The sequence below is a fragment of the Actinomadura sp. NPDC000600 genome (genome assembly GCF_040492135.1).
GTDB lineage: Bacteria > Actinomycetota > Actinomycetes > Streptosporangiales > Streptosporangiaceae > Spirillospora.
This window is the reverse complement of sequence record NZ_JBEUPD010000021.1, coordinates 70,937-96,039: the sequence shown is the minus strand read 5'-3', so window position 1 is coordinate 96,039 and position 25,103 is coordinate 70,937. Positions and strand designations below refer to the sequence as shown.

Annotated in this window: 24 protein-coding genes; 13 read left to right on the top strand and 11 right to left on the bottom strand. The window is 73.5% G+C overall.

Annotated elements, in window-relative coordinates:
- Positions 1-106 precede the first annotated feature (106 nt).
- Positions 107-838, top strand: a complete 732-nt coding sequence (locus ABWI07_RS27750) for a 16S rRNA (uracil(1498)-N(3))-methyltransferase (RefSeq protein WP_149257608.1) — start codon at positions 107-109, stop codon at positions 836-838.
- Between the two features lie 10 nt (positions 839-848).
- Here ABWI07_RS27750 and ABWI07_RS27745 read toward each other — a convergent pair whose 3' ends face one another.
- On the bottom strand, positions 849-1,535 hold the full coding sequence (locus ABWI07_RS27745; protein WP_149257607.1) for a hypothetical protein: 687 nt from the start codon (positions 1,533-1,535) through the stop codon (positions 849-851).
- Positions 1,532-2,119 carry a SigE family RNA polymerase sigma factor gene (locus tag ABWI07_RS27740; RefSeq protein ID WP_149257606.1) on the bottom strand — a complete coding sequence of 196 codons (588 nt, stop codon included), beginning with the start codon at positions 2,117-2,119 and terminating at the stop codon, positions 1,532-1,534. The genes ABWI07_RS27745 and ABWI07_RS27740 overlap by 4 nt, the downstream gene beginning before the upstream one ends.
- A 301-nt stretch (positions 2,120-2,420) precedes the next feature.
- Between ABWI07_RS27740 and ABWI07_RS27735 the strand changes: the two genes are divergently transcribed.
- From ABWI07_RS27735 to ABWI07_RS27720, 4 genes are all read left to right on the top strand, one after another.
- Positions 2,421-2,765, top strand: a complete 345-nt coding sequence (locus ABWI07_RS27735) for a histidine triad nucleotide-binding protein (RefSeq protein ID WP_149257605.1) — start codon at positions 2,421-2,423, stop codon at positions 2,763-2,765.
- 123 nt (positions 2,766-2,888) lie between these two features.
- Complete coding sequence (locus ABWI07_RS27730; protein ID WP_149257604.1) at positions 2,889-3,965, top strand: PhoH family protein; 1,077 nt, start codon at positions 2,889-2,891, stop codon at positions 3,963-3,965.
- Entirely contained in the window at positions 3,962-4,438 is a 477-nt protein-coding gene (gene ybeY, locus ABWI07_RS27725; RefSeq protein WP_149257603.1) for an rRNA maturation RNase YbeY, read from the top strand. The genes ABWI07_RS27730 and ybeY overlap by 4 nt, the downstream gene beginning before the upstream one ends.
- Positions 4,438-5,784 carry a hemolysin family protein gene (locus ABWI07_RS27720; protein ID WP_149257602.1) on the top strand — a complete coding sequence of 449 codons (1,347 nt, stop codon included), beginning with the start codon at positions 4,438-4,440 and terminating at the stop codon, positions 5,782-5,784. The genes ybeY and ABWI07_RS27720 overlap by 1 nt, the downstream gene beginning before the upstream one ends.
- 65 nt (positions 5,785-5,849) lie before the next feature.
- Here ABWI07_RS27720 and ABWI07_RS27715 read toward each other — a convergent pair whose 3' ends face one another.
- The gene (locus tag ABWI07_RS27715; RefSeq protein ID WP_149257601.1) at positions 5,850-6,188 is read right to left on the bottom strand and encodes a cytidine deaminase-like protein; all 339 of its coding nucleotides are present in this window, start codon (positions 6,186-6,188) and stop codon (positions 5,850-5,852) included.
- 178 nt (positions 6,189-6,366) lie between these two features.
- On the opposite strand from ABWI07_RS27715, the gene ABWI07_RS27710 reads away from it, so the two are divergent.
- The 3 genes from ABWI07_RS27710 to era all read left to right on the top strand — a co-directional run bounded on the left by ABWI07_RS27710 (position 6,367) and on the right by era (position 13,078).
- The gene (locus ABWI07_RS27710) at positions 6,367-8,499 is read left to right on the top strand and encodes an MMPL family transporter (protein ID WP_353820249.1); all 2,133 of its coding nucleotides are present in this window, start codon (positions 6,367-6,369) and stop codon (positions 8,497-8,499) included.
- 52 nt (positions 8,500-8,551) lie between these two features.
- Positions 8,552-11,893, top strand: a complete 3,342-nt coding sequence (locus tag ABWI07_RS27705; RefSeq protein WP_353820248.1) for an ATP-binding protein — start codon at positions 8,552-8,554, stop codon at positions 11,891-11,893.
- A 294-nt stretch (positions 11,894-12,187) separates the two neighbouring features.
- Positions 12,188-13,078 (top strand): GTPase Era, encoded by an 891-nt coding sequence (gene era / locus ABWI07_RS27700; protein ID WP_149257598.1) that lies wholly within the window; start codon positions 12,188-12,190, stop codon positions 13,076-13,078.
- A gap of 9 nt (positions 13,079-13,087) precedes the next feature.
- On the opposite strand, the gene ABWI07_RS27695 is transcribed toward era, so the two are convergent.
- Positions 13,088-13,957, bottom strand: a complete 870-nt coding sequence (locus tag ABWI07_RS27695; protein WP_353820247.1) for a hypothetical protein — start codon at positions 13,955-13,957, stop codon at positions 13,088-13,090.
- A 101-nt stretch (positions 13,958-14,058) separates the two neighbouring features.
- Here ABWI07_RS27695 and ABWI07_RS27690 point away from each other — a divergent pair, with 101 nt between their 5' ends.
- From ABWI07_RS27690 to leuA, 3 genes are all read left to right on the top strand, one after another.
- Positions 14,059-14,670: a tellurite resistance TerB family protein gene (locus tag ABWI07_RS27690; protein WP_149257596.1), complete on the top strand. Its 612-nt coding sequence runs from the start codon at positions 14,059-14,061 to the stop codon at positions 14,668-14,670.
- Position 14,671: 1 nt separating this feature from the next.
- Complete coding sequence (gene ddaH, locus ABWI07_RS27685; protein ID WP_149257595.1) at positions 14,672-15,448, top strand: dimethylargininase; 777 nt, start codon at positions 14,672-14,674, stop codon at positions 15,446-15,448.
- A gap of 211 nt (positions 15,449-15,659) precedes the next feature.
- Positions 15,660-17,387: a 2-isopropylmalate synthase gene (gene leuA / locus ABWI07_RS27680; RefSeq protein ID WP_149257594.1), complete on the top strand. Its 1,728-nt coding sequence runs from the start codon at positions 15,660-15,662 to the stop codon at positions 17,385-17,387.
- 57 nt (positions 17,388-17,444) lie between these two features.
- On the opposite strand, the gene ABWI07_RS27675 is transcribed toward leuA, so the two are convergent.
- Together ABWI07_RS27675 and ABWI07_RS27670 are read right to left on the bottom strand one after the other, a co-directional pair.
- Positions 17,445-17,696 carry a protealysin inhibitor emfourin gene (locus ABWI07_RS27675; protein WP_353820246.1) on the bottom strand — a complete coding sequence of 84 codons (252 nt, stop codon included), beginning with the start codon at positions 17,694-17,696 and terminating at the stop codon, positions 17,445-17,447.
- Positions 17,693-18,712, bottom strand: a complete 1,020-nt coding sequence (locus ABWI07_RS27670; protein WP_353820245.1) for a M4 family metallopeptidase — start codon at positions 18,710-18,712, stop codon at positions 17,693-17,695. The genes ABWI07_RS27675 and ABWI07_RS27670 overlap by 4 nt, the downstream gene beginning before the upstream one ends.
- Positions 18,713-18,921: 209 nt before the next feature.
- Here ABWI07_RS27670 and recO point away from each other — a divergent pair, with 209 nt between their 5' ends.
- Complete coding sequence (gene recO / locus ABWI07_RS27665; protein WP_149257592.1) at positions 18,922-19,686, top strand: DNA repair protein RecO; 765 nt, start codon at positions 18,922-18,924, stop codon at positions 19,684-19,686.
- Positions 19,683-20,489, top strand: coding sequence for an isoprenyl transferase (locus ABWI07_RS27660; RefSeq protein WP_149257591.1), 807 nt, complete (start codon positions 19,683-19,685; stop codon positions 20,487-20,489). The genes recO and ABWI07_RS27660 overlap by 4 nt, the downstream gene beginning before the upstream one ends.
- Positions 20,490-20,714: 225 nt before the next feature.
- On the opposite strand, the gene ABWI07_RS27655 is transcribed toward ABWI07_RS27660, so the two are convergent.
- The 5 genes from ABWI07_RS27655 to ABWI07_RS27635 form a co-directional block, all read right to left on the bottom strand.
- Positions 20,715-21,140 (bottom strand): OsmC family protein, encoded by a 426-nt coding sequence (locus ABWI07_RS27655; RefSeq protein ID WP_353820244.1) that lies wholly within the window; start codon positions 21,138-21,140, stop codon positions 20,715-20,717.
- Between the two features lie 97 nt (positions 21,141-21,237).
- Entirely contained in the window at positions 21,238-22,851 is a 1,614-nt protein-coding gene (locus ABWI07_RS27650) for a M4 family metallopeptidase (protein WP_149257589.1), read from the bottom strand.
- Positions 22,852-23,062: 211 nt separating this feature from the next.
- On the bottom strand, positions 23,063-23,449 hold the full coding sequence (locus ABWI07_RS27645; RefSeq protein WP_149257588.1) for a Fur family transcriptional regulator: 387 nt from the start codon (positions 23,447-23,449) through the stop codon (positions 23,063-23,065).
- A complete protein-coding gene (locus tag ABWI07_RS27640) occupies positions 23,446-24,348 on the bottom strand; it encodes a metal ABC transporter permease (RefSeq protein ID WP_149257587.1) in 903 nt (300 codons plus the stop codon). Before ABWI07_RS27640 ends, ABWI07_RS27645 begins: the two co-directional genes overlap by 4 nt.
- Positions 24,345-25,061: a metal ABC transporter ATP-binding protein gene (locus ABWI07_RS27635; protein WP_353820243.1), complete on the bottom strand. Its 717-nt coding sequence runs from the start codon at positions 25,059-25,061 to the stop codon at positions 24,345-24,347. Before ABWI07_RS27635 ends, ABWI07_RS27640 begins: the two co-directional genes overlap by 4 nt.
- Between the last annotated feature and the right edge of the window lie 42 nt (positions 25,062-25,103).

The window sequence follows — 25,103 nt, the reverse complement described above, 5'->3', positions numbered from 1 at the left end:
GGCAGGCCCCCGTACGAGCGGATCGGAACCGGGTGCGGGGGACGGCCTCGTGGGGAGCAGCGATGTGTTCAGCTGACCGGGCGCCCGCGCGCCGCGGGCGGCTCGGATGAGCCCGCCGGTCTTCCTCGCCGGGACGGACGCGCTTCAGCGCGACAGCGTGCTGCTGGACGGCCCCGAAGGGCGGCACGCGGCGGCCGTGCGGCGGCTGCGGCCGGGGGAGCGGGTCGACCTGACCGACGGCGAGGGCCTGCTGGCCGAGTGCGTCGTCACCGCCGCCGACCGGGCGACCCTCACGCTCGACGTGCTGGCCCGGCACCGGGAGCCGCCGCCCTCGCCCCGTCTGGTGGTCGTGCAGGCCCTCCCGAAGGGCGACCGGGGCGAGCTCGCGGTCGAGACCATGACCGAGGTCGGCGTGGACGAGATCGTCCCGTGGTCGGCGTCCCGGTGCGTCACCCGCTGGCGCCCGGAGCGCCGCGACAAGGCCCTCGGGCGCTGGCGCGCGACCGCCCGCGAGGCCGGCAAGCAGGCCCGGCGCGGCAGGCTGCCGGCGATGCCGGAGCTGGCCTCCACCGAGGACGTCGCCGAGCGGATCTCCGCCGCGGCCCTCGCCCTGGTCCTGCACGAGGAGGCCGAGGCGCCGCTGAGCGCCGTGGAGCCGCCCGCGGAGGGCGAGATCATCCTCGTGGTCGGCCCCGAGGGCGGGATCAGCGAGGACGAGCTGGAGCGCTTCCGCGCCGCGGGCGGTCGCCCAACGCGGCTCGGCCCGACCGTGCTGCGCACCTCGACGGCGGGCGTCGCGGCGGCGAGCGTCCTGCTGGCCGCCACCGGCCGCTGGTAGCGCCCGCCGGTCAGGGCGTCGTCGACGCGCCCTGCTCGGTGACGCTCGCGGGCTCGCTCGTCTCGGCCGGCGGCGTCGGCTGCTCGGTCGGCTTGCTCGACGGCTCGGGCGTGGTCGGGGCGGGCGGCGAGGAGGGCGTGGCCGGCGTCGTCTGCGTCGGCGTCTCGCTCGGGCACGGCGTGGTCGCCGGGGTCGGCGTGGAGGACGCGCTGGCCGAGGCGCCCGGCGAGGGTATGCGGCAGGACGAGAGCCCCGGCGAGGAACTGCTCGTCGGCGCCTCCGAGCTGCTCGGCTCGCCGGACTGGCTGCTCCCCGGCGACGAGGGGTCGGGGAACTGGGGGTCGTCGCCCTGTCCGGTGCGGTCGCCGGCGGCGTCGCCGCCCTCGTGGCCGGACCGGCTGCTGTTGCCGACCGACTGCTGGATCAGGTCGATCGTCCGGGGCGCCGTCACGCCCAGCCCGGCGATCAGCACGGCGGCGGCCACGGCGAGGACGGGCCGGGCCCAGTTCACGGTGAACCGGTCGAACCCGAAGCGCGCCGGGCCGAAGCGTCCGAGACCGAACCGGCGGCCGTGGCCGTCGGCGATGCGGGCCCGGATGCGCTCCAGGCCGTCGCCCGCGGGGTTGACCGAGTCCGCCTCCGCGTGCAGGGCGCGGCGGAGGATCTCGCCGTGCTCGTCGTGGGGGTCGGTGGTCATGAGAACTGCTCCAGGACGTTGCGTAGCGCGGTCATGCCGCGCGCCGTATGACTCTTCACGGCGCCGCGGGAGATGCCCATCGCGTTGGCGATCTCCGCTTCGGACAGATCGGCGTAGTAGCGAAGGACGAGCGCCTCCCGCTGGCGGGCGGGGAGCCGGGACAGCGCGTCGATCACCGCCGAGCGTTCCAGCTCCCCGATGGCCCCGGCTTCCGCGCTCGGCGCGTCGGGCAGCCCCTTGGGGGCGTACTTCTCGACGACGGCGCGGTGCCGGAGCACCGATCGCGACCGGTTGACCACCGACTGCCGCAGGTACGACAGGGCCTTGTCCGGGTCGCGCAGCCGGCGCCAGCCGCCGTGCATCGCGACGAACGCGTCCTGCACGACCTCCTCGGCCGTCCCCGCGTCCCGGACGAGCATGGCCGCCAGGCGCACCAGCGAACGGTAGTTGGCGCTGTAGAGGGCGGTCACCGCCTGATCGGCGTCCCAGGCGGCGGCCACCACGCCCGCCGTGCCCCTGGCCACGAGGGTCTCGGTCACGTCAGTGGGACGCGCACCCTCGTCGTTCGGTTTACGAAAGGGCATGTCCTGGTTTGCCTCGGTCACCTATCCGCCGCCTTTGCCGGCCCCCCGCCGTCCATTCGGACGATCGCGTCCGGCCGGCATGTACCGGGCGTTCCCGCCGGGGCGAGATGCGTCGCGACGCCTTGCGAACCGGGGGGTTACGCCTTGAGCTGACAACCTTAGCCAGTGGCCGGTCGAAATGCCGACGGCTACAGGGAGTCGATTGACGAAACCCTATCCGCCACGGGCGGCCGTGATCCACGGCTCCGCCGGTCCCGATAGGATTTCCGGGCGGTCCGCGACCGCCCGCGAGGGGAGACAGATGACCGACTGCCTGTTCTGCAAGATCGTTTCCGGGGACGTGCCCGCCACGATCGTCCGCGAGTCGGCGGGGACGGTGGCGTTCCGCGACATCAACCCGCAGGCGCCGACGCACGTGCTGGTCATCCCGCGCGACCACCACTCCACGGCCGCCGAGCTGGCCGGAGCCGACGCCGAGCTGCTCGCCGAGCTGGTGCGCGAGGCCCACCAGGTCGCGGCCGACGAGGGCATCGCCGAGACCGGCTACCGGGTCGTGTTCAACACCGGCCCCCAGGCGGGGCAGACGGTGTTCCACGTGCACGCCCACGTGCTGGGCGGGCGCGGCCTGAACTGGCCGCCCGGCTGAGCCCGCCCGCCGCGCGGAAAATGCGGCGGCGGTGTGTCGGGGGTCGCCAGTACGATGGAACCGGTACACCAGGACACCCGGAGCAGACAGAAGGCAGGTCCGATAGGCCGCAAGGCCCGGCTGATGGTCGAATCAACTCACGCGAGGGCAACCCGCACGGGGCGCGACGACCGGACAGGCTCGCGCTCGCAGATCAAGATCGTGGTGCCGGACGAGCATTCGATGGTGAGCCTGCTGGGCTCCCGCGACGAGCTGCTCCACGCGATCGAGCACGGTTTCGGCGCCGACATCGACATCCACGTCCGCGGCAACGAGATCACCGTGACCGGCCCGGAGGGCGAGACCGACCTCGTCTCCCGGCTCTTCACCGAGATGCTCGAACTGCTGAAGGGCGGCACCCAGCTCACCCCCGACGCCGTCGAGCGCAGCCTGGCGATGCTGCGCGGCGAGAGCGGCGCGCGTCCGGCGGAGGTCCTCACCCTGGACGTGCTGTCCAGCCGTGGCCGGACCATCCGCCCGAAGACGCTGAACCAGCGGCGGTACATCGACGCGATCGACAAGCACACGATCGTGTTCGGCATCGGCCCCGCGGGCACCGGCAAGACGTACCTGGCCATGGCCAAGGCCGTCCGCGCGCTGCAGGACAAGCAGGTCAACCGGATCATCCTCACCCGCCCGGCCGTCGAGGCGGGCGAGCGGCTCGGCTTCCTGCCGGGCACGCTCTACGAGAAGATCGACCCGTACCTGCGCCCGCTGTACGACGCGCTGCACGACATGGTCGACCCCGACTCGATCCCGCGCCTGATGGCCGCCGGGACCATCGAGGTGGCCCCCCTGGCCTACATGCGCGGCCGGACGCTGAACGACTCGTTCATCATCCTCGACGAGGCGCAGAACACCTCGCCCGAGCAGATGAAGATGTTCCTCACCCGGCTCGGGTTCGGGTCGAAGGTCGTCGTGACCGGCGACGTCACCCAGGTCGACCTGCCGAACGGGCAGATGAGCGGGCTGCGCGTCGTCCAGGAGATCCTCGACGGCGTCGGCGACATCGACTTCTGCCGGCTCGACAGCCGCGACGTCGTGCGGCACAAGCTCGTCACCGACATCGTCGACGCCTACAACCGGTACGACGAGAAGCAGGTGCCGCCGTTCAAGCAGGGCGCGGCGCGCGGCGGTCCCCGCAAGCGGGGGCGGCAGTGAGCGTCGAGGTGCTGAACGAGTCGGGCGTCGAGGTCGACGAGCAGGGCATCGCCGCCCTGTCCCGGCACGTCCTCGACGGGATGCGCGTCCATCCGCTGGCGGAGCTGTCGGTGCTGCTGGTCGACGAGGCCGCGATGACCGAGCTGCACGAGAAGTGGATGGACGAGCCGGGCCCGACCGACGTGCTGTCCTTCCCCATGGACGAGCTCCGCCCCGGGCACATGTCCGGCGGCGCCGACGAGGACGGCGAGACCGACCCGGGGCTGCTGGGCGACGTCGTGCTGTGCCCCGCCGTCGCCGAGAAGCAGGCGCGGGAGGCCGGGCACAGCACCGCGGAGGAGCTCGAGCTGCTGTGCACGCACGGCATCCTGCACCTCCTGGGCTACGACCACGCCGAGCCGGAGGAGCACCGGGAGATGTTCGGCCTGCAGGCCGAGCTCCTCACCTCCTGGCGGGAGGAACGCGGCGGCTGATGAGCACCGCGCAGGCGTGGCTGTCCGCCCTGGCGGTGGGCCTGGTCTTCCTGGCGGGCCTGCTGGCCGGCACCGAGACCGCGCTCGCCCGGGTGTCGCGCGTCACCGTCGAGGAGGCCGTCCGGGAGGGCCGCCGCGGCGCCCGGCGGCTGGCGGAGGTCGTCGCCGACCCGGCCCGCTACGTCAACATGGTCCTGCTGCTGCGGATCGGCTGCGAGCTGGTCGCCACGGTCATCGTCGCCGACCTGTGCATCTCCTGGCTTGACGAGACCTGGCGCGCCTACGTGACCGCCGCCGCCGTCATGATCGTCGTCAGCTACGTGGCGATCGGGGTGGGGCCGCGCACCCTCGGCATCCAGCACGCCGACCGGATCGCGCTGGCGGGCGCCGCCGTGATCCACCCGGTGACCCGGGTGTTCGGGCCGCTGCCCCGGCTGCTGATCCTGCTCGGCAACGCCCTCACGCCCGGCAAGGGCTTCCGGGAGGGCCCGTTCGCCTCCGAGGCGGAGCTGCGCGACCTGGTCGACCTCGCCGAGCAGCGCAGCCTGATCGAGCCGGTCGAGCGGGAGATGATCCACTCGGTGTTCGAGCTGGGCGACACCCTCGTCCGCGAGGTGATGGTGCCGCGCACCGACATCGTGTTCATCGAGCGCACGAAGACGCTGCGGCAGGCGATGTCGCTGGCGCTGCGCAGCGGCTTCTCCCGCATCCCCGTCGTCGGCGAGAACGAGGACGACGTCGTCGGCATCGCCTACCTCAAGGACGTCGTCCGGCGCAGCCAGGAGCACCGCGAGGGCGAGTCGGTCGAGACGGTCGACTCGGTCATGCGGCCCGCCACCTACGTCCCCGACAGCAAGCCGATCGACGAGCTGCTGCGCGAGATGCAGGCGCGGCAGATCCACGTGGCGATCGTGATCGACGAGTACGGCGGCACCGCCGGCCTGGTCACCATCGAGGACATCCTGGAGGAGATCGTCGGGGAGATCACCGACGAGTACGACGTGGAGATCCCGCCGGTGACCTGGCTCTCCGACGACGCGGTCCGGGTCACCGCCCGCCTGCCCGTGGAGGACCTCGCCGAGCTGTTCGACCTGGAGATCGACGCCGAGGACGTCGAGACGGTCGGCGGGCTGCTCGCCCACGCGCTCGGCCGCGTCCCCATCGAGGGCTCCACCGCCGAGGTCGCCACGATCGAGGCCGGGACCGGCGAGCCGGGCCCCGCGCTGTCCCTCAAGGCCGAGACCATCGCCGGCCGCCGCAACCGGGTCGGCACCGTCCTGGTGCGGCGCCTCGGCGCGCCGGCTGCGGACGCCGAGAGCCGCGCGGCCTCCGACCACTCCGGCTGACAGCTGGGCCGTCGTCCCGGCCGCCGCCCTTCTCCGGCTCTGCCCGCCTCTGCGGGCGGAGGGGCTCAGGCGCCGATGGTGTCGCGGAGGGTTCCGTCGGGGGCGGCGAGCAGGACCGGGGCCTTGGGGCCGAGGTCGCGGACGGCGCTGACGTCGGAGGGGTCGGGCGCGTCCGCGGCGGTGACGAGGGCGGCGGCCTCCAGGTCCTCGGCGCCGCTGGAGACGGCCATCGCGACGGCGACCTTGAGCGCCGAGAGCTTCAGGGACGGCAGGTCCACGCTCGTGGCGGAGTAGGTGCGGCCGGTCTCGTCGCGCACGGCGGCGCCCTCGGCGGCGCCCGTGCGGGCCCGCGCGGACCGGGCCAGGGTGATGATCTTCGCGTCCTCGGCGTTCAGCTCGCTCACGCCCCCAGCGTACGGGCATCGCGAGCGGGCGGCGCGACCGGCGGGGTCACCCGCGCGGAGCGGGCGGGCCGCAGGTCCGCGGGCCGGCCAGGCGGGCCGCAAGTCGGCGGCAAGTGGACGGCAAGGGGCGCACGCGAGCCTGTAGGGCGTCGAACAATGCCGTTCTGGGGGAGAAGTGATGTCCCGTCTGCTCTACCGCCTGGGGAGGGCCGCCGCCATGCGGCCCTGGCGGTTCATCGTGGTGTGGCTGGTGCTCGTCGCCGCGATGGCCGGGCTCTCCGGCGTCGCCGGGGGCACCCTGCACGACAACTACACGCTGGCCGGGACGGGCTCGCAGCAGGCCACCGACCTGCTGCAGGAGCGGTTCCCAGCGCTGTCAGGGGCCGACGCCCGGGTCGTGGTGCACGCGAGGTCGGGGAAGGTCGACCCGGCGAAGCTGGCCGCGGCGGCGGGGGAGCTGCGCGGGCTGCCGCACGTCAGCGGCGTCGACCCGGCGCAGTTCGGCAAGGGCGGCGCCACCGCGCTGATGACCGTCCGGTACTCCGTGCCGGTGACCGACCTCGGGCCGAAGGAGACCCTCGACCTGCTGCGGTCGGCGACGCGGAACCTGGACGCCGCCGGCTACCGGGTGGAGTTCGGCGGCCAGGTCCCCGAGAACGTGACCGCGCCCGGCGGCGTCGCCGAGGCCATCGGGATCGTGGCCGCCCTGGTCATCCTGCTGCTGGCGTTCGGGTCGGTGGTGGCGGCCGGGCTGCCGCTCGCCGTCGCGCTGGCCGGGCTCGGCGTCGGCGTGTCCGGGATCACGCTGGTGGCCGCGTTCACCGATGTCGCCACCACCGCGCCGACGCTCGCCATCATGGTCGGGCTGGGGGTCGGCATCGACTACGCGCTGTTCGTGCTGACCCGCCACCGGGAGGGGCTCGCGGAGGGGCTCGACGTCCCGGAGTCGGTGGGACGCGCCAGCGCGACGGCGGGCCTGTCGGTGATCTTCGCGGGGTTCACGGTGCTGCTGGCGCTGTGCGGGCTGGTGCTGTCGCGGATCCCGGTGTTCATGACGATGGGGTTCACCACCGGCATCGTCGTCGCGGCGACCGTGCTGAGCGCCGTCACGCTGCTGCCGGCCGTGCTGGGCCTCGCCGGCCGCCGGGTGCTGCGCCGCCGCGACCGGGCCGCGGGCGCGGCGATCGCCGTGGACTCGCCGCGGGTCCGGCGGTGGGCCGTGCACGTCGGACGGCACCCCTGGCCGTGGCTGCTCGCCGCCGCCGTGCTGATGCTGACGCTCGCCGCCCCCGCGCTCGGCATGCGGACGTGGCCGAGCGACGCCAGCAGCGAGCCGACGTCCAACACCGTCCGCAACGCCTACGACCTTGTCGCCGACGGCTTCGGGCCCGGCGCCAACGGCCCGCTCATCGTCGCGGTCGACCTGCGCAAGACCGACCGGGCCGCCCTGCCGGCGCTCCGGGACCGGCTTGCGGCCACCGAGGGCGTCGCGTCCGCGGCGCCGCCGCAGGCCTCCCCGCGCGGCGACGCCGCGGTGATCATGGTCACCCCGAGGTACGGGCCGCAGGACGAGCGGGTGACCGGGCTCGTCGACCGGATCCGCGCGGACGTCCTGCCGCCGGACACCGAGATCACCGGGCTGACCGCCGCCTACGTGGACCTGTCCCGGATGCTCTCGGACCGGCTGTGGCCGGTGATCGGCGCGGTGGTGGCGACCTCGTTCATCATGCTGATGATCGTGTTCCGGTCGCTGCTGGCGCCGCTGAAGGCCGCGGTGATGAACCTGCTGTCGATCGGCGCCGCGTACGGGGTGCTCACGGCCGTGTTCCAGTGGGGCTGGGGCGCCGAGCTGCTCGGCCTCCCGCACAGCGTCCCGGTGTCGTCGTTCATCCTGCTGCTGATGTTCGCCGTGCTGTTCGGCGTCTCCATGGACTACGAGGTCTTCCTGCTCTCGCGGGTCCGGGAGGAATGGCTGCTGCACGGCGACGCGCGCGGGTCGGTGTCCACCGGGCTGGCCGCGACCGGCCGGGTGATCAGCAGCGCGGCGCTGATCATGGTGGCGGTGTTCCTCGGCTTCGCCGCCGACCCCGGCCTGGTGATCAAGCAGATGGGGGTCGGGCTCGCGGTGGCGGTGGCGCTGGACGCGACGGTCGTCCGGCTGGTGCTGGTGCCCGCCACGATGTCGCTGCTCGGCCGGGCGAACTGGTGGCTGCCGAAGCCGCTCGCCCGGGTGCTGCCGACGATCGACCTGCACGGCGGCGCGGCGCCCGCCGGGGCCCCCGTGCGGCGGCCCGAACCCAGCCGCGCGTAACCGGGGGAGTGATCAGAGGAGGGCGGCATGTCCCGGTTAGGCTGATCGGGACATGTCGCCTGTCGTACGCGTTCTCGGGGCCTTCGGAGCCGAGGTGGCGGGGGCCGCCGCCGACCTCGGCGGTCACCGGCAGCGCTCCGTGCTCGCCCGCCTCGTCGCCGCGCGGGGCCGGATGGTGCCCGCCGAGAGGCTCGTCGACGACCTGTGGGCGGGCACGGCCCCGCCGCGCGCCGCCGCCGGCCTCCAGTCGTTCGTGTCCCACCTGCGCCGCGCGCTAGAACCGGACCGCCCGCCCCGCACGCCCGCGCGGGTCCTGGTCACCGAGCCGCCGGGGTACGCGCTGCGGCTGCCGGACGGCGCCGTCGACGCGTGGCGGTTCGACGCGCTGATCGACCAGGCCGCCGAGCTGTCGGACGCCGACCCGCCGGAGGCCCGCCGCCGCGCGGAGGCGGCGCTCGCCGAGTGGCGCGGGCCCGCCTACGCCGAGTTCGGCGACCTGCCGTGGGCGGCGGCCGAGGCCGCCCGCCTGGACGAGCGGCGCCGGCTCGCGGTCGAGCACCGCGCCGGGGCGATGCTCCGGCTCGGCGCCGCCCCCGAGGCCGTCCCCGACCTGGAGACCCACGCCGCCGCCAACCCGCTGCGCGAGGAGGCGTGGCGGCTGCTGGCCCTCGCCCTGTACCGCGCCGGACGCCAGGGCGACGCCCTCGGCGCCCTCCGGCGAGCCCGCGCGACCCTGACCGAGGAACTCGGCGTCGACCCCGGCCCGGCGCTGCGCCGCCTGGAGGCCGGCATCCTTGCGCAGGACCCCGCCCTCGGGGAACCGGAACGGCCGGCGACGGCCCGTCCTGCGCTGCGGCTCGCGTCCGAGCCCCGCGCCGAGGACGGCCCCGCCTTCGTGGGACGCGTCCAGGAACTGGCGCGACTGGAGGAGGCCGCCCGGAGCGCCGCCGCGGGCCGCGGCGGCGCCGTCCTCCTCTGCGGCGACGCCGGCATGGGCAAGACCGCGCTCGCCGAGAGGTTCTCGCGCGACCTGGCCGCACGGGGCTGGACGTGCGGATGGGGGACGGCGCCGGAGACCGGGGGAGCGCCCGCGGCCTGGCCCTGGGCCGAGCTGCTGCGCGGGCTGGCGGCCGCCGCCCCGCCCGCCGCCGGCCTCGCCGGACGGCTCGGGCCGCTGCTGGACGACGCCGTCGTCGAGCGCGGCGAGGCCGACGTCGTCACGGGGCGCTTCCGCCTCCACCTGGCGGTCGGGGACTACCTCGCCGAACTCGCGGACACCGCGCCGCTCCTGCTCGTCCTGGACGATCTGCACTGGGCGGACGAGGAGACCCTCGCCCTGCTCATCCGGCTCGCCGGGCGGCTGCGGGACCGTCCCGTCCTGCTGCTGGCCACGTTCCGGCAGACCGAGGTCCCGGACGGTCTCGCCGCAGCGCTGGCCGCCCTCGCCCGGCACGAGCCCGCGCGGATCGAGCTGGCCGGGCTGTCGCCGGCGGAGGTCGCGGTCCTCGTCCGGGACACCTGCGCCGCCGGGCTGGACGACGCGGAGCTGTCCGCGATCGCCGAGCGCACGGGCGGCAACCCGTTCTTCACCCGGGAGACGGCCCGGCTTCTGGACGCCGAGGGGCTGCCCGCCGCCACGCGCCGGGTACCCGCCGGCGTCGGCGACGTGCTGCGGCGCCGCATCGCGCGGCTGCCGGGACCGGTCCAGACCGTGCTGCGGGATGCCGCGGTCGCCGGCCGGGACGCCGACCTGCGCGTTCTGGCCGACCTGTCCGGGGACGAGGAGACGGTGATCGACGCCGTGGAGGCGGGCCTGGCCGCGGGCCTCGTCACCGAGCCCGCGCCCGGCCGGATCCGGTTCGCGCACGCCCTCGTCCGCGACACCCTCTACACGGGCCTGTCCCGGGCCCGCCGCACCCGCGTGCACGGCCGGGTCGCCGCCGCGCTCGAACGGCACCTCCCGGACGAGGCCGCCGCGATCGCGCACCACTACCTCGAATCCGGCACAGACCCGGACAAGGCCGTCCGGTACGCGCGGCGCGCCGCCGCGGCCGCCGAGATGCGGTTCGCGCACGGAACCGCCGCCGACCTGTGGGTCCGCGTCGTCGAGACGCTCCGCGCGCAGGGCCCCGAGGCGACCCGCGACCGGCTGGAGGCGGAGGTCGCCGCGATCCGGTCGAGCGCCCTCGCCGGGCAGGTCGTCGACGCCAGGGTCCGGCGGATCGCCGCCATCGCCGACGCCCGCGCGTTCGGCGACGTCCGGCTCCTCGCCCGGATCATCGTGGGCTTCGACGTCCCGACGCTGTGGACGAGCCGGGAGTACGGGAGCCTCGACCTCGACACCGTGGAGGCCACCGAGGAGGCGCTGGCACGCCTGCCCGAAGCCGAGCCGGAGCTGCGCGTCAGATTGCTGACCACGCTGGCGATCGAGCTGGAGGGCGAGCAGCACGACCGGGGCGCGGCGGCCGCCGAGGCGGCGCTCCGCCTGGCCCGCGAGCTGGGCGCGCCCGAGCTGGTCGCCCTGGCCCTCAACGGCGCCTACATCAACTCCTACCGGAGCGCGGAGGGGCTCACCGAGCGCCACCGGTTCGCTTCCGAGCTGCTGGCCCTCGCCACCGAGCACGACCTCGGCACCTACCGCGTCCTCGCCCACCTGCAGCTCCAGCAGACGAGCGTCGCCGCGCTCGACCTGCCCGCCGCGCACCGGCACCGTACGGAGGGGCGCCGGCTCGCCGAGCAGTACGGGCTGCCGCTGCTCGCCCGCATCGCCGACTGGTACACGGCGCTGGTGCGCGCCTTCGCCGCCCGGCCGGAGGAGGCGGAACGCGCGTTCGCCGAGGTCGGCGGCTCCATCGGCCGGACCCGGATCTGGTTCAGCGAGCGCGGCATGGCCCTTCTCGGCCCGTTCTGCCTGCGGCTGGTCCTGGGGCGGGCCGAGGAGGCGATGGACGAGGCCGCCTGGCTGCACGAGCAGTGGGGGCACGTCGGGGCGACCGCGGACATGTACGCGCTCACCCTGGCCGCCGCCGGCCGCCTCGCCGAGGCCCGCCGGGTCGTCGCCGGTGCCGGGCCCGTCCGGCGCGACTACTTCTTCGACCTGACCATGGCGGTCCGCGGCCTGCGCGCCGTCGCCCTCGGCGACCGCCCCCTGGCCGAGGAGGCCTACGCGGCGCTGCTGCCCTACGAGGGCCACTTCACCGGCGGCGCCACCGCCGTCGCCACGGTCGGCCCCGCCGCCCAGGTCCTCGGCGACCTCGCCCGCTTCCTGGAACGCCCCGCCGACGTGGCCGCCGCCCACTACCGCAGGGCCGCTGACGTCGCCGCCCGCCTGGAGGCCCCCTTCTGGACCGAGAAGGCCGCCGCGGCCCTCGAAGGCCTCGGCACCGCGGCGTGACCGCTCTCTCCTGCAACCCGACTAAACTGGCATCCCCAGCCGCGGACGGAGGGCCGCTGGGCCCGAACAAGGAGAAAAAGCCATAAGCGCACCCGTCTCCATGGACGCACTGGCCCTGGCCACCGCCGCAACCCCGCAACGACCTCTATGGTTGCGATCGCGTCCGAAGGCAGATTCGAGCTTGCGAGAATCTGATCGCGCAGCGAGCCGTCAGGCGAGTCGGAGCGATGCCAGCGATCGCCCGCGTTTCTCGACGATGGAGGGCCGCCAGGCCCGAAGGAGGAGAGGAACGCAATGAATACAGGGTTCGCTTGTTTTATCGGGCGGCCCAATGTGGGCAAGTCGACGTTGATGAACGCGCTGGTCGGGACGAAGGTGGCGATCACCAGCAGCCGTCCGCAGACGACGCGGCGCGCCATCCGGGGGATCGTGCACCGTCCGGACGCGCAGCTCGTCGTCGTCGACACCCCCGGCCTGCACAAGCCCCGGACGCTGCTCGGGGAGCGGCTCGACAGCCTCGTCCGGTCCACGCTGACCGAGGTCGACGTGATCGGGTTCTGCGTGCCCGCCGACCAGCCGGTCGGCCCCGGCGACAGGTACATCGCCAGGGAGCTCGCGGGGGTCAGGAAGACGCCCGTGGTCGCGATCGTCACCAAGACCGACCTCGCCGCGCCCGAGCAGGTCGCCGAGCAGCTCCTCGCGGTCGGGGGGCTCGGCGAGTTCGCCGACATCGTTCCGTGCTCGGCCGAGAGCGGCTTCCAGGTCGGCCTCGTGGGCGACCTGCTGATCTCCCATCTGCCTGAGGGCATGCCGCTCTACCCGGAGGGCGACCTGACCGACGAGCCCGAGCAGGTCCTGGTCGGCGAGCTGATCCGCGAGGCGGCGCTGGAGGGCGTCCGGGACGAGCTGCCCCACTCGATCGCCGTCGTGGTGGACGAGATGGCGCCCCGCGAGGGCCGCGACGACCTCGTCGACGTCTACGCGCACCTGTTCGTCGAGCGGTCCAGCCAGAAGGGGATCATCATCGGGCACAAGGGCTCGCGGCTGCGGGAGGTCGGCGCGGCGGCGCGCCGCCAGATCGAGGCCCTGCTCGGCACGAAGGTGTTCCTCGACCTGCGCGTCAGCGTCCTCAAGGACTGGCAGCGCGACCCCAAGCAGCTCCGCAGGCTCGGCTTCTACGACTGACGGTCGGCGTCAGTCCGCGTCCCGCCGGGGCGCCGTCCCTTCGGGATCGGGCCGGTCCGTCCCGGGCTCGCCGTCGGGCGGCGCGGGCTCCTCGTGCGGCTGCCCCTGGCGGCCCCACGCCTGCTCCTCCGAGGGCCAGGCGGCGTACTCACCCGTCGGGTACTGCTGGGCCGGGTACTGCTCGCCTGCGTACTGCTCGCCTGCGTACTGCTCGCCGGTGTACTGCTGGCCCGTGTACTGCTGGTCGGCATGGGGAGGCTGCGGGTAGTCCTGCTCCTCTTGGCTCTGCGACTTCGCGACGCGGTCGCTGACGGGGCGGGCGAGGCTGAAGCCGACCACGAGCAGGGACGTGATGACCGCGAGGTACCAGCCGAACCGGACGGTGATCTGGTAGCCGAGGTCGAGGCCGGTCTGGGGCAGGTCGTCGCGGACGTCGCCGAGCCGCAGCACGAAGATCCCGCACACCAGCAGGGCGAGCATGCCGGGGACCGCGGCGAGCCCGCCGATCCGGGCGTCCCGCCCGATCAGGTCCCAGGCGGCCAGCGCGATCGCGATCACGGCGAGGACCGGGACGGCGAGGACGATGTCGTCGGCGTCGATGCCCGCGATGCTGCCGAGGTCGCGGCTCAGCGAGCGGCCGAACAGGTCGACGACGACCTCTGCGCGAGCCCACGGCAGGAACGCCGACACCAGCAGGCCGGACGCGGCGATGATCAGGGCGGCGATCCAGGCGCCGCCGCCCCGCCGCGGGTACGGGCCGGGAGCGGCGGGGACGGCCTCGGCCGGCCCGTCGTGCGGCGGCGGATAGCCGTCGACGGGCGGCAGGAAGGACGGGCGCGACCGCGCGCGGCCCGCGTCGGATCCCAGGTCACCGGTCATGAACCCAGCGTAAACGTACGAAGGGCATTGCCCGGGACGGCCACCTCCCCCCGCGCGGATCTGTAGGTTGGAACGAAGTCCGTTATGGGAGGAGAGCGCCGGTGTTGCTCGTTTTTGGCCTGACGGCGGTGTTCCGTACGGTCAGCGAGGGGACGTTCCACTGCCCGCAGTGCGGGGGCGACCGCGCCTACCGGAGGCGCGCCGGACGCCGCTGGTTCTCGGTGTTCTTCGTCCCGATGGTGCCGCTGTGGCGCCTCGGGCACGCCGTGGAGTGCCGCACGTGCCGCGCCCGCCTTCCCGTGTCCGCCCTGCGGACGCCGACCGCGCAGCAGATGGCCGAGTCCCTGGCCGCCGGGATGCGGGCGGCCGCGGCCCTGGTGCTGCGCTCCGGCGATCCCGCCGACGCCGCCGCCCGCGCCCGCGCGATCACGACGGTCACCGGCTACGGCGAGCCCGACTACGACGCGGCCGCCGTGGACGCCGACCTCGCGCTGCGCCGGACGTTCCTGGAGCAGGAGGTCGTCCAGGCCGGGGCGCACCTCGCCGTGGAGGCCAAGGAGTGGTTCCTCGCGCAGGCCGTCCGGATCGGGCTGGCGGACGGCCCGCTCGGCGAGGGGGAGCGGTCCGCCCTGCACGGCATCGCCGCCCTGCTCGGCATGTCCCGCGCCTACGCGCTCGGCGTCATCGTGACCACGGAGGGGGCGGCGCGCTGACATGCCTTCCGCCGCAGGCCCCGCCTCCGCGGGCAGCGCACTGGTCAGGCCGCCCGGACCGCGCCTCGCCGAGGGCATCGTCACCCACGCGGACCGCCGCCCGGTGGACGTGGGGCTCGCGGCGCGCCAGCACGAGGCGTACGTCGCGGCGCTGCGGGCCGCGGGCTGGCGCGTCCGCGCCGTCGCGCCCGCCGACGACCTGCCCGACGCCGTCTTCGTCGAGGACGCCCTGGTCGTCTGCGGCGGCCTGGCCGTCGTCGGCCGGTCGGGTGCGCCGAGCCGCCGCGGCGAGACCCCCGGCGCGGAGCAGGCCGCGCGCGACCTGGGCCTGCGGGTCGAGCGGATCAAGGAGCCCGGAACGCTGGACGGCGGGGACGTCCTGCAGGCGGACGGCACCGTCTACGTGGGCCGCGGCGCCCGGACCAACGAGGAGGGCATCTGCCAGCTCGCGCACCTGCTGGGCGGGCGGAAGGTCGTCCCGGTGGACATCCGCGGCTGCCTGCACCTGAAGTCGGCGATGACCGCGCTGCCGGACGGCGGCCTGATCGGCGTCCCGGAGATGGTGGACACGTCGGTTCTGCCGTGCCTGCGGGTCGTCCGCGAACCGGAGGGCGCCCACGTGGTGGTGCTGGGGCCCGACCACGTCCTCATGGCGGCGTCGGCGCCGCGCACGGCCGCCCGGCTGGCGGCCGACGGCCTGCGCGTCACGAGCGTCGACATCAGCGAGTTCGAGGCGCTCGACGGTTGCGTGACCTGCCTCTCCGTCCTCGTACCCTGACAGGGGCAGGACCGCGGGGGAGGACGTTGTGTCTCAGGATGCGGACGTTCGTTTCCGTAACACGGATGGCATCTGTTAACTTGGCGAACGTGTTGCGTGAGCTGCTCCTCCTTAGCGGCCGCAGCGGGGCCCTGTAAGCAGGCCGGCTCCCTCGCTGCGGGGCTTCGCCGTGGACGTCGGCCGCGAGGTTCGAGCAGAGAGAACTCACAGGATGTATCCGCAACAGCAGACTTCCGGCATGCCCTTCCAGCGCTACGCGCCGTTCGCCCCCGTCAGGCTGGCCGACCGGACGTGGCCGGACCAGGTGATCACCGAGGCTCCGCGCTGGTGCGCCGTCGACCTGCGCGACGGCAACCAGGCGCTGATCGACCCGATGGACTCGCACCGCAAGCTCAAGATGTTCGAGCTGCTGGTACGGATGGGCTACAAGGAGATCGAGGTCGGGTTCCCGGCGGCGAGCCAGACCGACTTCGACTTCGTCCGGCAGATCATCGAGGAGGACCGGATCCCCGATGACGTCGTCGTCCAGGTGCTGACCCAGGCCCGCCCCGAGCTGATCGAGCGGACCTTCGAGGCGGTGCGCGGCGCCAAGCAGGCGATCGTCCACCTGTACAACTCGACCAGCACGCTGCAGCGCCGCGTGGTGTTCGGGCAGGACAAGGACGGCATCACCGCGATCGCGGTCGAGGGCGCCAAGCTGTGCGCCAAGCTCGCCGAGGACATGGGCGACACCGAGATCTACTTCCAGTACTCGCCGGAGTCGTTCACCGGCACCGAGCTGGAGTACGCGGTCGAGGTCTGCAACGCCGTCAACGACGTGTGGAAGCCGACGCCGGACCGGAAGGTCATCGTCAACCTGCCCGCCACGGTGGAGATGGCCACCCCGAACGTGTACGCCGACCAGATCGAGTGGATGAACCGGAACCTCTCCTACCGGGACTCGGTCATCCTGTCGCTGCACCCCCACAACGACCGCGGGACGGCCGTCGCCGCCGCGGAGCTGGGCTACATGGCGGGCGCCGACCGCATCGAGGGCTGCCTGTTCGGCAACGGCGAGCGCACCGGCAACGTGTGCCTGGTCACCCTCGGCCTGAACCTGTTCACCCAGGGCGTCGACCCGCAGATCGACTTCTCCGACATCGACGAGATCCGCCGGACGGTCGAGTACTGCAACCAGCTGCCCGTCCACGAGCGGCACCCCTACGGCGGCGACCTGGTCTACACCGCGTTCTCCGGATCCCACCAGGACGCCATCAACAAGGGCTTCGACCACCTGCGCCGCGACGCCGAGGCCGCAGGCGTGCCGGTGGAGCGGTACCGGTGGGAGGTCCCGTACCTGCCGATCGACCCGCACGACGTCGGCCGCACGTACGAGGCCGTGATCCGGGTGAACAGCCAGTCCGGCAAGGGCGGCGTCGCCTACATCATGAAGACCGAGCACGCGCTGGAGCTGCCGCGCCGGCTGCAGATCGAGTTCTCCCGGGTCGTGCAGGAGCACACCGACGCCGCAGGCGGCGAGGTCACCCCCGAGCGCATGTGGGAGATCTTCGAGGCGGAGTTCCTCACCGGCGGCCCGCGCGCCGGGCTGCTGGCGCACCGCGCGACGTCCCGGGTGGACGAGAAGGACGCGCTCAGCTGCGACATCCGCGTGAACGGCGAGATCCGCGAGATCGAGGGCGTCGGCAACGGTCCCGTGTCGGCGTTCGAGGACGCGCTCGCCACGATCGGGATCCACGTCCGGGTGCTGGACTACGCCGAGCACGCGATGAGCGCGGGCGGCGACGCGCGCGCCGCCGCCTACGTCGAGTGCGACGTGCGGTTCGGCGACGGGGAGGACACGACGGTGTGGGGCGTCGGCATCGACGGCAACATCGTCACCGCGTCCCTCAAGGCGATGCTGTCGGCCGTCAACCGGGTGGCCCGCGCGCAGGGACGATGAGCGGTCTGCGGCCTCGGGTTCAGGTCCCCCCGGGCGCCTGAACCCGAGACAGGACGGTCATATGCGTCCGAGGACGTGGTGGACCAGCTCCCGGAGGGGGCCGTGGAGCTGGGTCTCGCCGACGGTGGTCCGATCGCCGTCGATATCGATCTCGTAGAGGAACTGGTCGGGGATTCGGCCCGGCGGCGGCACGCTTTTCAGATCGACGCGGCCGACGAGCCTCGACAGCATGGGATCGCTGGCGCTGTCGGACTCGCCGCGCCGCTCGATCCCCGCGAACCCACCGCTGCGGACGACTGTCACCTTCACTGCGTCTCGTTCGCCCCCAAGGAGACTCCTACCCCCGTCCAGGCCCTGCTCACCGCCTCGGTCTCGTCGGCGCCTGCTCCGTAGAGCGCGGTCGCGGCCTTCACGGTCGCGGCGGCGAAGCCGGCGAAGTCGACGTCGGAGGCGAGGGAACCGCCGGTGAGCGCGTCGTACCAGATGCGGCCGGCCTTCTCCCAGGCGTTGCCGCCGATGGCGGTGGCGGCGAGGAAGAAGGCGTGGTTGGGGATGCCCGAGTTGATGTGGACGCCGCCGTTGTCGCGGTAGGTGTCGACATAGTGGTCCATGTGGGCGGGCTGCGGGTCCTTGCCGAGCTGCGGGTCGTCATAGGCGGTGCCCGGCTCCTTCATGGAGCGGAGCGCGACGCCGTGGACGCCGGGGGCGAGCAGGCCCTCCCCGATGAGCCAGTCGGCCCGGTCGGCGCCGTGGCCGAGATGCCACTGCTTGACGAGCGAGCCGAACACGTCGGACACCGACTCGTTGAGGGCGCCAGACTGGCCGTAGTACTCCAGGCCCGCGGCGTACTGGGTGACGCCGTGGACGAGTTCGTGCCCGGTGACGTCGAGCGGGGCGGTGAAGTCGGTGAACAGGACGCCGTCGCCGTCCCCGTACACCATCTGCTCGCCGTTCCAGAAAGCGTTGTCGTAGCGGTCGCCGTAGTGGACGGTCGAGACCATCGGCAGGCCGCCGCCGTCGATCGAGTCGCGCCGGTACACGGCCTCGAAGAAGCCGAAGGTCGCGCCCAGCCAGTCGTAGGCCCGGTCTGCGGTCGCGTCGCCGGTGGCGGGGGCTCCCTCGGCCCGGACGGTGCGGCCGGGCAGCTCCTCGCGGTGCCCGGCGTCGTTGATCGTCCGGTTGGGGACGAAGTCCTCGGACGGGGAGGGGGCCGCGGCCGCGGCCGTCCGGCGCTCGACGAACTGGGCGGAGGTGAGCGCCAGCGTACGGCGGGCCCGGCCGCGTATGGCCGGGTCCTCGGCATCGCGGGCGATCCGTTCCAGCATGTGCGGTGGCACGATGTGGCATCTCATGCCACAACGCTGCCAGCAACCCGTCGTGCGGGCCATGGCTTTCGGGGGACCACTACGGCCGAATCCGGTCACGTTGCGTGTTCGTTATGAAGCGCAGCGGGGTCACTGAGTGACTTGTGGAGATCCTGCGGAAATGCTCCCGGCGCACCGAGGCACCGGGTGACGTGCGTCAGAATGAACGGGTGACCCTGTACCGCGACGAAGGCATCGTCCTGCGCACCCAGAAGCTGGGCGAGGCCGATCGCATCGTGACGGTGCTGACCCGGCGGACCGGCCGGATCCGCGCCGCGGCGAAGGGGGTCCGCAAGACCAGGTCCAGGTTCGGCGCCCGGCTGGAGCCGTTCACCCACGTGGACCTGCAGCTCTACGAGCGGCGCTCGCTCGACCTGATCACGCAGGCCGAGACGCTGCGCCCGTACGGCGAGGCGCTCGTCAGCGACTACCCCCGCTACACGGCGGGGACGGCGATGCTGGAGACCGCGGAGAAGCTCACCAGTGAGGAGGGCGAGCCCGCGCTGCGGCAGTTCCTGCTGCTGGTCGGCGGGCTGCGCACGCTCGCCGAGCGCGTCCACGACCCCCGGCTCGTCCTGGACGCCTACCTGCTGCGCTCGCTGTCGGTCGCCGGCTGGGCGCCCGCGCTCGACGAGTGCTGCCGGTGCGGCAACCGCGGCGGGCTGCGCGGGTTCGCGATCGCGGCGGGCGGGGCGGTGTGCGCGAACTGCCGCCAGCCGGGCGCCGCGACCCCGGCGCCGCCGACGTTCGCGCTGATGCTGGCGCTGCTGCGCGGCGACTGGGAGTACGCCGACGGCAGCGAGCAGCGCCACCGGATGGAGACCAGCGGCCTGGTGGCCGCCTACCTGCAGTGGCATCTGGAGCACGGGATCCGTTCCCTGCGCCATGTGGAGCGCGAGACGCGCGACGACGACACCGATAGGGAGAGAGTTTGAGCAGGGCCGTATCGCCTCCGGATCCGCACCGGGACGGCGCCACCCCGCCCCCGATCCCCGCGGACCTGGTGCCGCGGCACGTCGCCATCGTCATGGACGGCAACGGCCGCTGGGCGAAGGAGCGCGGCCTGCCGCGCACCGAGGGGCACAAGCGCGGCGAGGACTCGCTCTTCGACGTGATCATGGGCGCGATCGAGCTCGGCGTCCCGTACCTGTCGGCGTACGCGTTCTCCACCGAGAACTGGAAGCGCTCGCCGGACGAGGTGCGCTTCCTCATGGGCTTCAACCGGGACGTGATCCGCCGCCGCCGCGACCAGCTCCACTCGATGGGCGTGCGGGTGCGGTGGGCGGGCCGGCGGCCCCGGCTGTGGCGCAGCGTCATCAAGGAGCTGGAGACGGCCGAGGAGATGACGCGCGACAACGACGTCCTCACCCTGCAGTTCTGCGTGAACTACGGGGGCCGCGCCGAGATCGCGGACGCGGCGGCGGCGATCGCCAGGGACGTCCGGGACGGCCGGCTCGACCCCGGCAAGATCAACGAGAAGGTCTTCGCCCGCTACCTGGACGAGCCCGGCATCCCCGACGTCGACCTGTTCCTGCGCTCCTCGGGGGAGCAGCGCACGTCCAACTTCCTGCTCTGGCAGTCGGCCTACGCGGAGATGGTGTTCCTCGACACGCTCTGGCCCGACTTCGACCGCCGCCACCTCTGGCACGCCTGCGAGATCTACGCCTCCCGCGACCGCCGCTATGGAGGAGCCGTGCCTAATGCGGTCTTTTCGGGTCAGGCGCCCGGGGGCGCCTGACTGTGTTCATTGCAGTTGGGGCGGGTCGGGCGCCTGGGGGCGCCCGACCCGCCCCAACTGCGTGCGATCGCTGCATCGCTCCGGCTCGCCTGGCGGCTCGCTGCGCGATCAGTTTCTTGCTTCGCTCGAAACTGCCTTCGGACGCGATCGCGATCGTTCAGGTCGCCGCGTGGCCGGGAAGTGGCTGGGCTTGGTGCGCCCGTTCCCCGGCTGGGCTTGGCCGGGTCAGACCAGGCTGGCGTCTAGGGTGATCTTGGTGCCGGTGAGGGCCTTGCTGACCGGGCAGCCTTCCTTGGCGGCCTGGGCGGCCTTCTCGAAGTCGGCGGCGGACAGGCCGGGGACGCTGGCCCGGACGGTCAGGTGGATGCCGGTGATGCCCTCGCCCGGCTGGAAGGTGACCTCGGCCTTGGTGTCGACCTTCTCCGGCGGGGTCCCGGCGCCGGCGAGGCCGTGCGAGAGGGCCATCGAGTAGCAGGTGGAGTGGGCGGCGGCGATGAGCTCCTCGGGGCTCGTCCGGCCGTTCGGCTCCTCGGACCGCGACGCCCAGGTCACGTCGTAGGTGCCGAGCTTCGAGGAGTCCAGCGAGACGGTCCCCTGCCCCTCCAGGAGGGAGCCTTCCCAATGCGCGTTCGCGGTTCGTGTCGTAGCCATGCCCCGATTCTTCACCATGGCGCGGCGGGTGGATCACCCGAACCGCGGGAACGCCCCGCGCCGGAGGCCGGCGCGGGGCGTTCCGCCCGGATCGGGGCTAGTTGACGTTCACCGCGGACCAGGCCGCGGCGACGGTGTTGTACTGGGTGCTGCCCGAGCCGTAGAGGTCCTTGGCCGCGTTCAGCGTCGCGGTGCGCGCGCCCGCGTAGTTGGTCGAGGACGTCATGTAGGTGGTCAGCGCCCGGTACCAGATCTTCGTGGCGGCGTCCCGGCCGATGCCGGTGATCGTGGAGCCGTTGGACGTGGGGCTGTTGTAGGAGACGCCGTTGATCGTCTTCGCGCCGCTGCCCTCGGACAGCAGGTAGTAGAAGTGGTTGGCGACGCCCGAGGAGTAGTGCACGTCGAGGTTCTTGGTGTTCGTCGACCAGGAGTCGGCGGAGCTGCCGTCCCTGCTGGGCTTGTCCATGAAGCGCAGCGCTGCCTTGCCGAAGCCGGGCAGGACGATCTCCTCGCCCACCAGGTAGTCGCCGACGTCGTTGGAGTTGTTCGCGTAGAACTCCACGGCGGCGGCCATGATGTCGGAGGTGGCCTCGTTCAGGCCGCCGGACTCGCCGCTGTAGGTGAGGTTCGCGGTGGAGCTGGTGACGCCGTGGCTCATCTCGTGCGCGGCCACGTCCAGGGACGTGAGCGGGCCGAGCTGGCTGCCGTCACCGTCGCCGTAGGTCATGCAGAAGCACGAGTCGTCCCAGAAGGCGTTGGCGTAGCCGCTGCCGTAGTGGACGCGGTTGTAGGACCCCTTGCCATCGCCGGCGATGCCGGTGCGGCCGAAGACGTTCTTGTAGAAGTCCCAGGTCGTGTTGGTGCCGAACTGGGCGTCCACGGCGACGGTGGCGCGGTCGGACGTCGTGCCGCTGCCCCAGTGGTTGTCGGCGTCGGTGAACAGGGTGGCGGGGGCCCGGTGGAAGCACCAGCTCAGGAAGCAGAGGTCGGTGTCGTTCTGGGCGTCCCCGGTGTAGGTGTTGCCGCGCGTCGGGTCCTTCAGCTGGTAGGTGCTGCCGGACAGCGTCGTCTCGAGCGGGACGGTCCCGGTGTAGAGGGACTTCCCGTCGCCCGCGGCGGTCCGGATCGTCTCCTCGCGCAGCAGTACCTTGCCGGTCGCGGCGTCCACGGAGGTGAAGACGCGGCTGGGCGTCCCGTCGGCCTTCTTCCCGACGGTCTGGACGCGCCAGGCGAGGCGGGGGGCGTGGTCGGCGGTGCGGGCCTCCACGACGAGCGCGGGGGCGCCGTCCGCCTTGCGGCTCTTGGTGGCGGCGCGCTTCTCGGCGGTCTTGGCGGAGACCTCCGGGCTGGAGTCCGACGGCGCCTTGGCGAGGGTGAGGCTGGTGCCGCGCCACGCGCCGGCCGCCGACTCGTGGACGACGATGTCGCCGCCCAGGACGGGAAGGCCGTTGTAGGTGCGGGTCATGCGGGTGTGGGAGGTGCCGTCGCGGTCGATGCCGACCCCGACCACCTGGAACGCCTGCCCGCCGCCGCCGCGGACCTCCGCGGCGCGGCCGGTGAGCGCCCGGAGCGCGTGCTCGGCGGCGGCGCGCGGACCGGGTGGGGACGCCGGCTGGCGTGCGGAGGCGGGGAGCGCGGTGGCGGCCGTCGCGAGCAACGTCGCCGAGGCCAGGAGCGCGGTCCTTCGGCTGGTGAACGCCCGTCTTGTCATGAACGCCCTCTCGTGCGGGCGCCACGCTCCCCCGAGGGCCCGCCGTCGGGCCCGCCGTGGCGACGGGACATTTATGACATAGGGCTACTGGGAAGTAGATGTAGCAATTTGACAAGAAATGCCTACGCAGCGTGTGAGATACCGACTCTGTCCGAGTTCAGAGGGCAGCGACAGGTTGGCAAAAAGTGCGCGGGAAGGGCGTTTTCGGACTTCAGGACTGCTTCGCGGCGCAGTTCGCGCAGGTCCCGAAGACCTCCACCGTGTGGGTGATGTCGGTGAAGCCGTGCTCGGCGGCGATCGTGTCGGCCCAGCGCTCCACGGCCGGGCCCTCGACCTCGACCGTCCGGCCGCAGCCGCGGCAGACGAGGTGGTGGTGGTGCTGCTCGGTGCGGCAGGCGCGGTACACGGCCTCGCCCTCGTCGGTGCGCAGCACGTCGACCTCGCCCGCGTCGCTGAGCGCCTGCAGCGCGCGGTAGACGGTGGTGAGGCCGATCTTGGAGCCGTCGGCGCGCAGGTCGGCGTAGATGTCCTGGGCGCTGCGGAAGCCCTCGCAGCCGGCCAGCACCTGACGTACCGCGTCCCGGCGGGCCGTCGTCATCCCCCTAGCACCTCCGCCTCGGCATCCACGCGCGGCTCGACGCCGGGCCCGGCGCCCCTCGCGGGGACGGCGCCGGCCACGGCACGGGCACGCCGGCGGCGCACCACCGAGCCCCCGGCGACCGCGGCCACGAACACCGCGAGCGCCAGCAACACGATCGAGGGGCCCGGAGGGAGATCGTACTGGAAGGAACCCGCCAGACCCGCCACGGCCGACAGTACACCGATCCCCATCGCGGCCAGCATGGTGCTCCAGAATCCCCGCGTGAGCTGCTGCGCCGCCGCGACCGGGACGACCATCAGCGCGCTGACGAGCAGCAGCCCGATCGCCCGCATCGAGATCACCACCGTCACCGCGGCGGTCGCGGCGATCAGCACGCTGAGGAACCGGACGGGCAGCCCGGCCGCCCGCGCGACCTCCTCGTCCTGGCAGAGCAGGAACAGCTCGCGGCCGAACACCGCGACGACCGCGAGCACCGCGGCGGCGAGCCCCGCGACGACGTACAGGTCGCTCACCGTCACGCTGCTGATCGAGCCGAACAGGTAGGACTGCAGGCCCGCCGAGCCGCCGCCTGCGGCGCTGGTCAGGAGCACTCCGCCCGCCAGCCCGCCGTAGAACAGCAGGGCGAGCACGACGTCCGCGCCGCTGCGGCTGCGCGCCCGCAGGACCTCGATCGCGATGGCGCCGAGCACCGACACGGCCAGCGCGGCGAGGACGGGGGAGGTGCTGGTGAGCAGCCCGAGGCCGATGCCGGTCAGCGCGATGTGGCCGATGCCGTCGCCGAGCAGGGACAGTCTGCGCTGGACGACGAACGTCCCCACGGCGGGGGCGGTCAGGCCGATGAGCACCGCCATCACCAGGGCGATGCGCATGAAGTCGTAGTGCAGCATCTCGCTCACGCGGGCCTTTCGAGGGTCTGCCGGGCGGTCTCGCGGACGGCGTGGCCGTGGTCGAGCTCGACCGTGCGGGTCACGAGCGGCTCCATCGGCCCGAGCTCGTGGGCCACGAGGACGACCGTGCGCCCGGCGCGGGCCAGCCCGTGCAGCGCGGACGCGAGCGCCGCCTGGCTGCCGGCGTCCACCCCGGCGGTCGGCTCGTCCATCACGAACACGTCGGGTTCGCCGGCGAGCGCGCGGGCGATCAGCACCCGCTGCTGCTGGCCGCCCGACAGCAGGTGCGACGAGTCGCGGGCCCGCGCGGTCAGCCCGACCGTCTCCAGGGCGCGGTCGACGGCGGCGCGGTCGGCGGCCCGGTCGGCGAACGGCGCGGGCCGCCAGCGCGAGCGCCGGGCCACCCGTCCGGATGCCACGACCTCGCGGACGGTCGCGGGCACGCCGCCGCCCATCGGCAGCCGCTGCGGCACGTAGCCGATCCGCCGCCAGTCGCGGAACCGCGCGGGCGGCTCGCCGAAGATCTCGGTCCGGCCGCCGGCCAGCGGGACGAGCCCGAGCAGCGCCCGGACGAGGGTGGACTTGCCCGCCCCGTTCGGCCCGAGGACGGCGAGCACGTCGCCGGCCTCCACCCGCAGGTCGACGCCGGCGAGCACCGCGCGGCCGTCCCGCCGGACGAGCCCGCCGGTCATCGCGAACGGCGGGGCGGTGGTCGCGCTCATTGGGTCTCCTCCGTGGATACCCCGGCTTTCAGGCCGGGGAGG

Excerpts from the sequence above, each read along its gene's own strand:
- ABWI07_RS27655 (WP_353820244.1), bottom strand. The coding sequence starts at position 21,140 with ATGGCTACGACACGAACCGCGAACGCGCATTGGGAAGGCTCCCTCCTG.
- ABWI07_RS27720 (WP_149257602.1), top strand. The coding sequence starts at position 4,438 with ATGAGCACCGCGCAGGCGTGGCTGTCCGCCCTGGCGGTGGGCCTGGTC.
- ddaH (WP_149257595.1), top strand. The coding sequence starts at position 14,672 with ATGCCTTCCGCCGCAGGCCCCGCCTCCGCGGGCAGCGCACTGGTCAGG.
- ABWI07_RS27745 (WP_149257607.1), bottom strand. The coding sequence starts at position 1,535 with ATGACCACCGACCCCCACGACGAGCACGGCGAGATCCTCCGCCGCGCC.
- ABWI07_RS27710 (WP_353820249.1), top strand. The coding sequence starts at position 6,367 with ATGTCCCGTCTGCTCTACCGCCTGGGGAGGGCCGCCGCCATGCGGCCC.
- era (WP_149257598.1), top strand. The coding sequence starts at position 12,188 with ATGAATACAGGGTTCGCTTGTTTTATCGGGCGGCCCAATGTGGGCAAG.
- ABWI07_RS27695 (WP_353820247.1), bottom strand. The coding sequence starts at position 13,957 with ATGACCGGTGACCTGGGATCCGACGCGGGCCGCGCGCGGTCGCGCCCG.
- ABWI07_RS27705 (WP_353820248.1), top strand. The coding sequence starts at position 8,552 with ATGTCGCCTGTCGTACGCGTTCTCGGGGCCTTCGGAGCCGAGGTGGCG.
- ABWI07_RS27650 (WP_149257589.1), bottom strand. The coding sequence starts at position 22,851 with ATGACAAGACGGGCGTTCACCAGCCGAAGGACCGCGCTCCTGGCCTCG.
- leuA (WP_149257594.1), top strand. The coding sequence starts at position 15,660 with ATGTATCCGCAACAGCAGACTTCCGGCATGCCCTTCCAGCGCTACGCG.
- ABWI07_RS27735 (WP_149257605.1), top strand. The coding sequence starts at position 2,421 with ATGACCGACTGCCTGTTCTGCAAGATCGTTTCCGGGGACGTGCCCGCC.
- ABWI07_RS27740 (WP_149257606.1), bottom strand. The coding sequence starts at position 2,119 with ATGCCCTTTCGTAAACCGAACGACGAGGGTGCGCGTCCCACTGACGTG.
- ABWI07_RS27750 (WP_149257608.1), top strand. The coding sequence starts at position 107 with ATGAGCCCGCCGGTCTTCCTCGCCGGGACGGACGCGCTTCAGCGCGAC.
- ABWI07_RS27730 (WP_149257604.1), top strand. The coding sequence starts at position 2,889 with ATGGTCGAATCAACTCACGCGAGGGCAACCCGCACGGGGCGCGACGAC.
- ABWI07_RS27645 (WP_149257588.1), bottom strand. The coding sequence starts at position 23,449 with ATGACGACGGCCCGCCGGGACGCGGTACGTCAGGTGCTGGCCGGCTGC.
- ABWI07_RS27635 (WP_353820243.1), bottom strand. The coding sequence starts at position 25,061 with ATGAGCGCGACCACCGCCCCGCCGTTCGCGATGACCGGCGGGCTCGTC.
- ABWI07_RS27670 (WP_353820245.1), bottom strand. The coding sequence starts at position 18,712 with ATGCTGGAACGGATCGCCCGCGATGCCGAGGACCCGGCCATACGCGGC.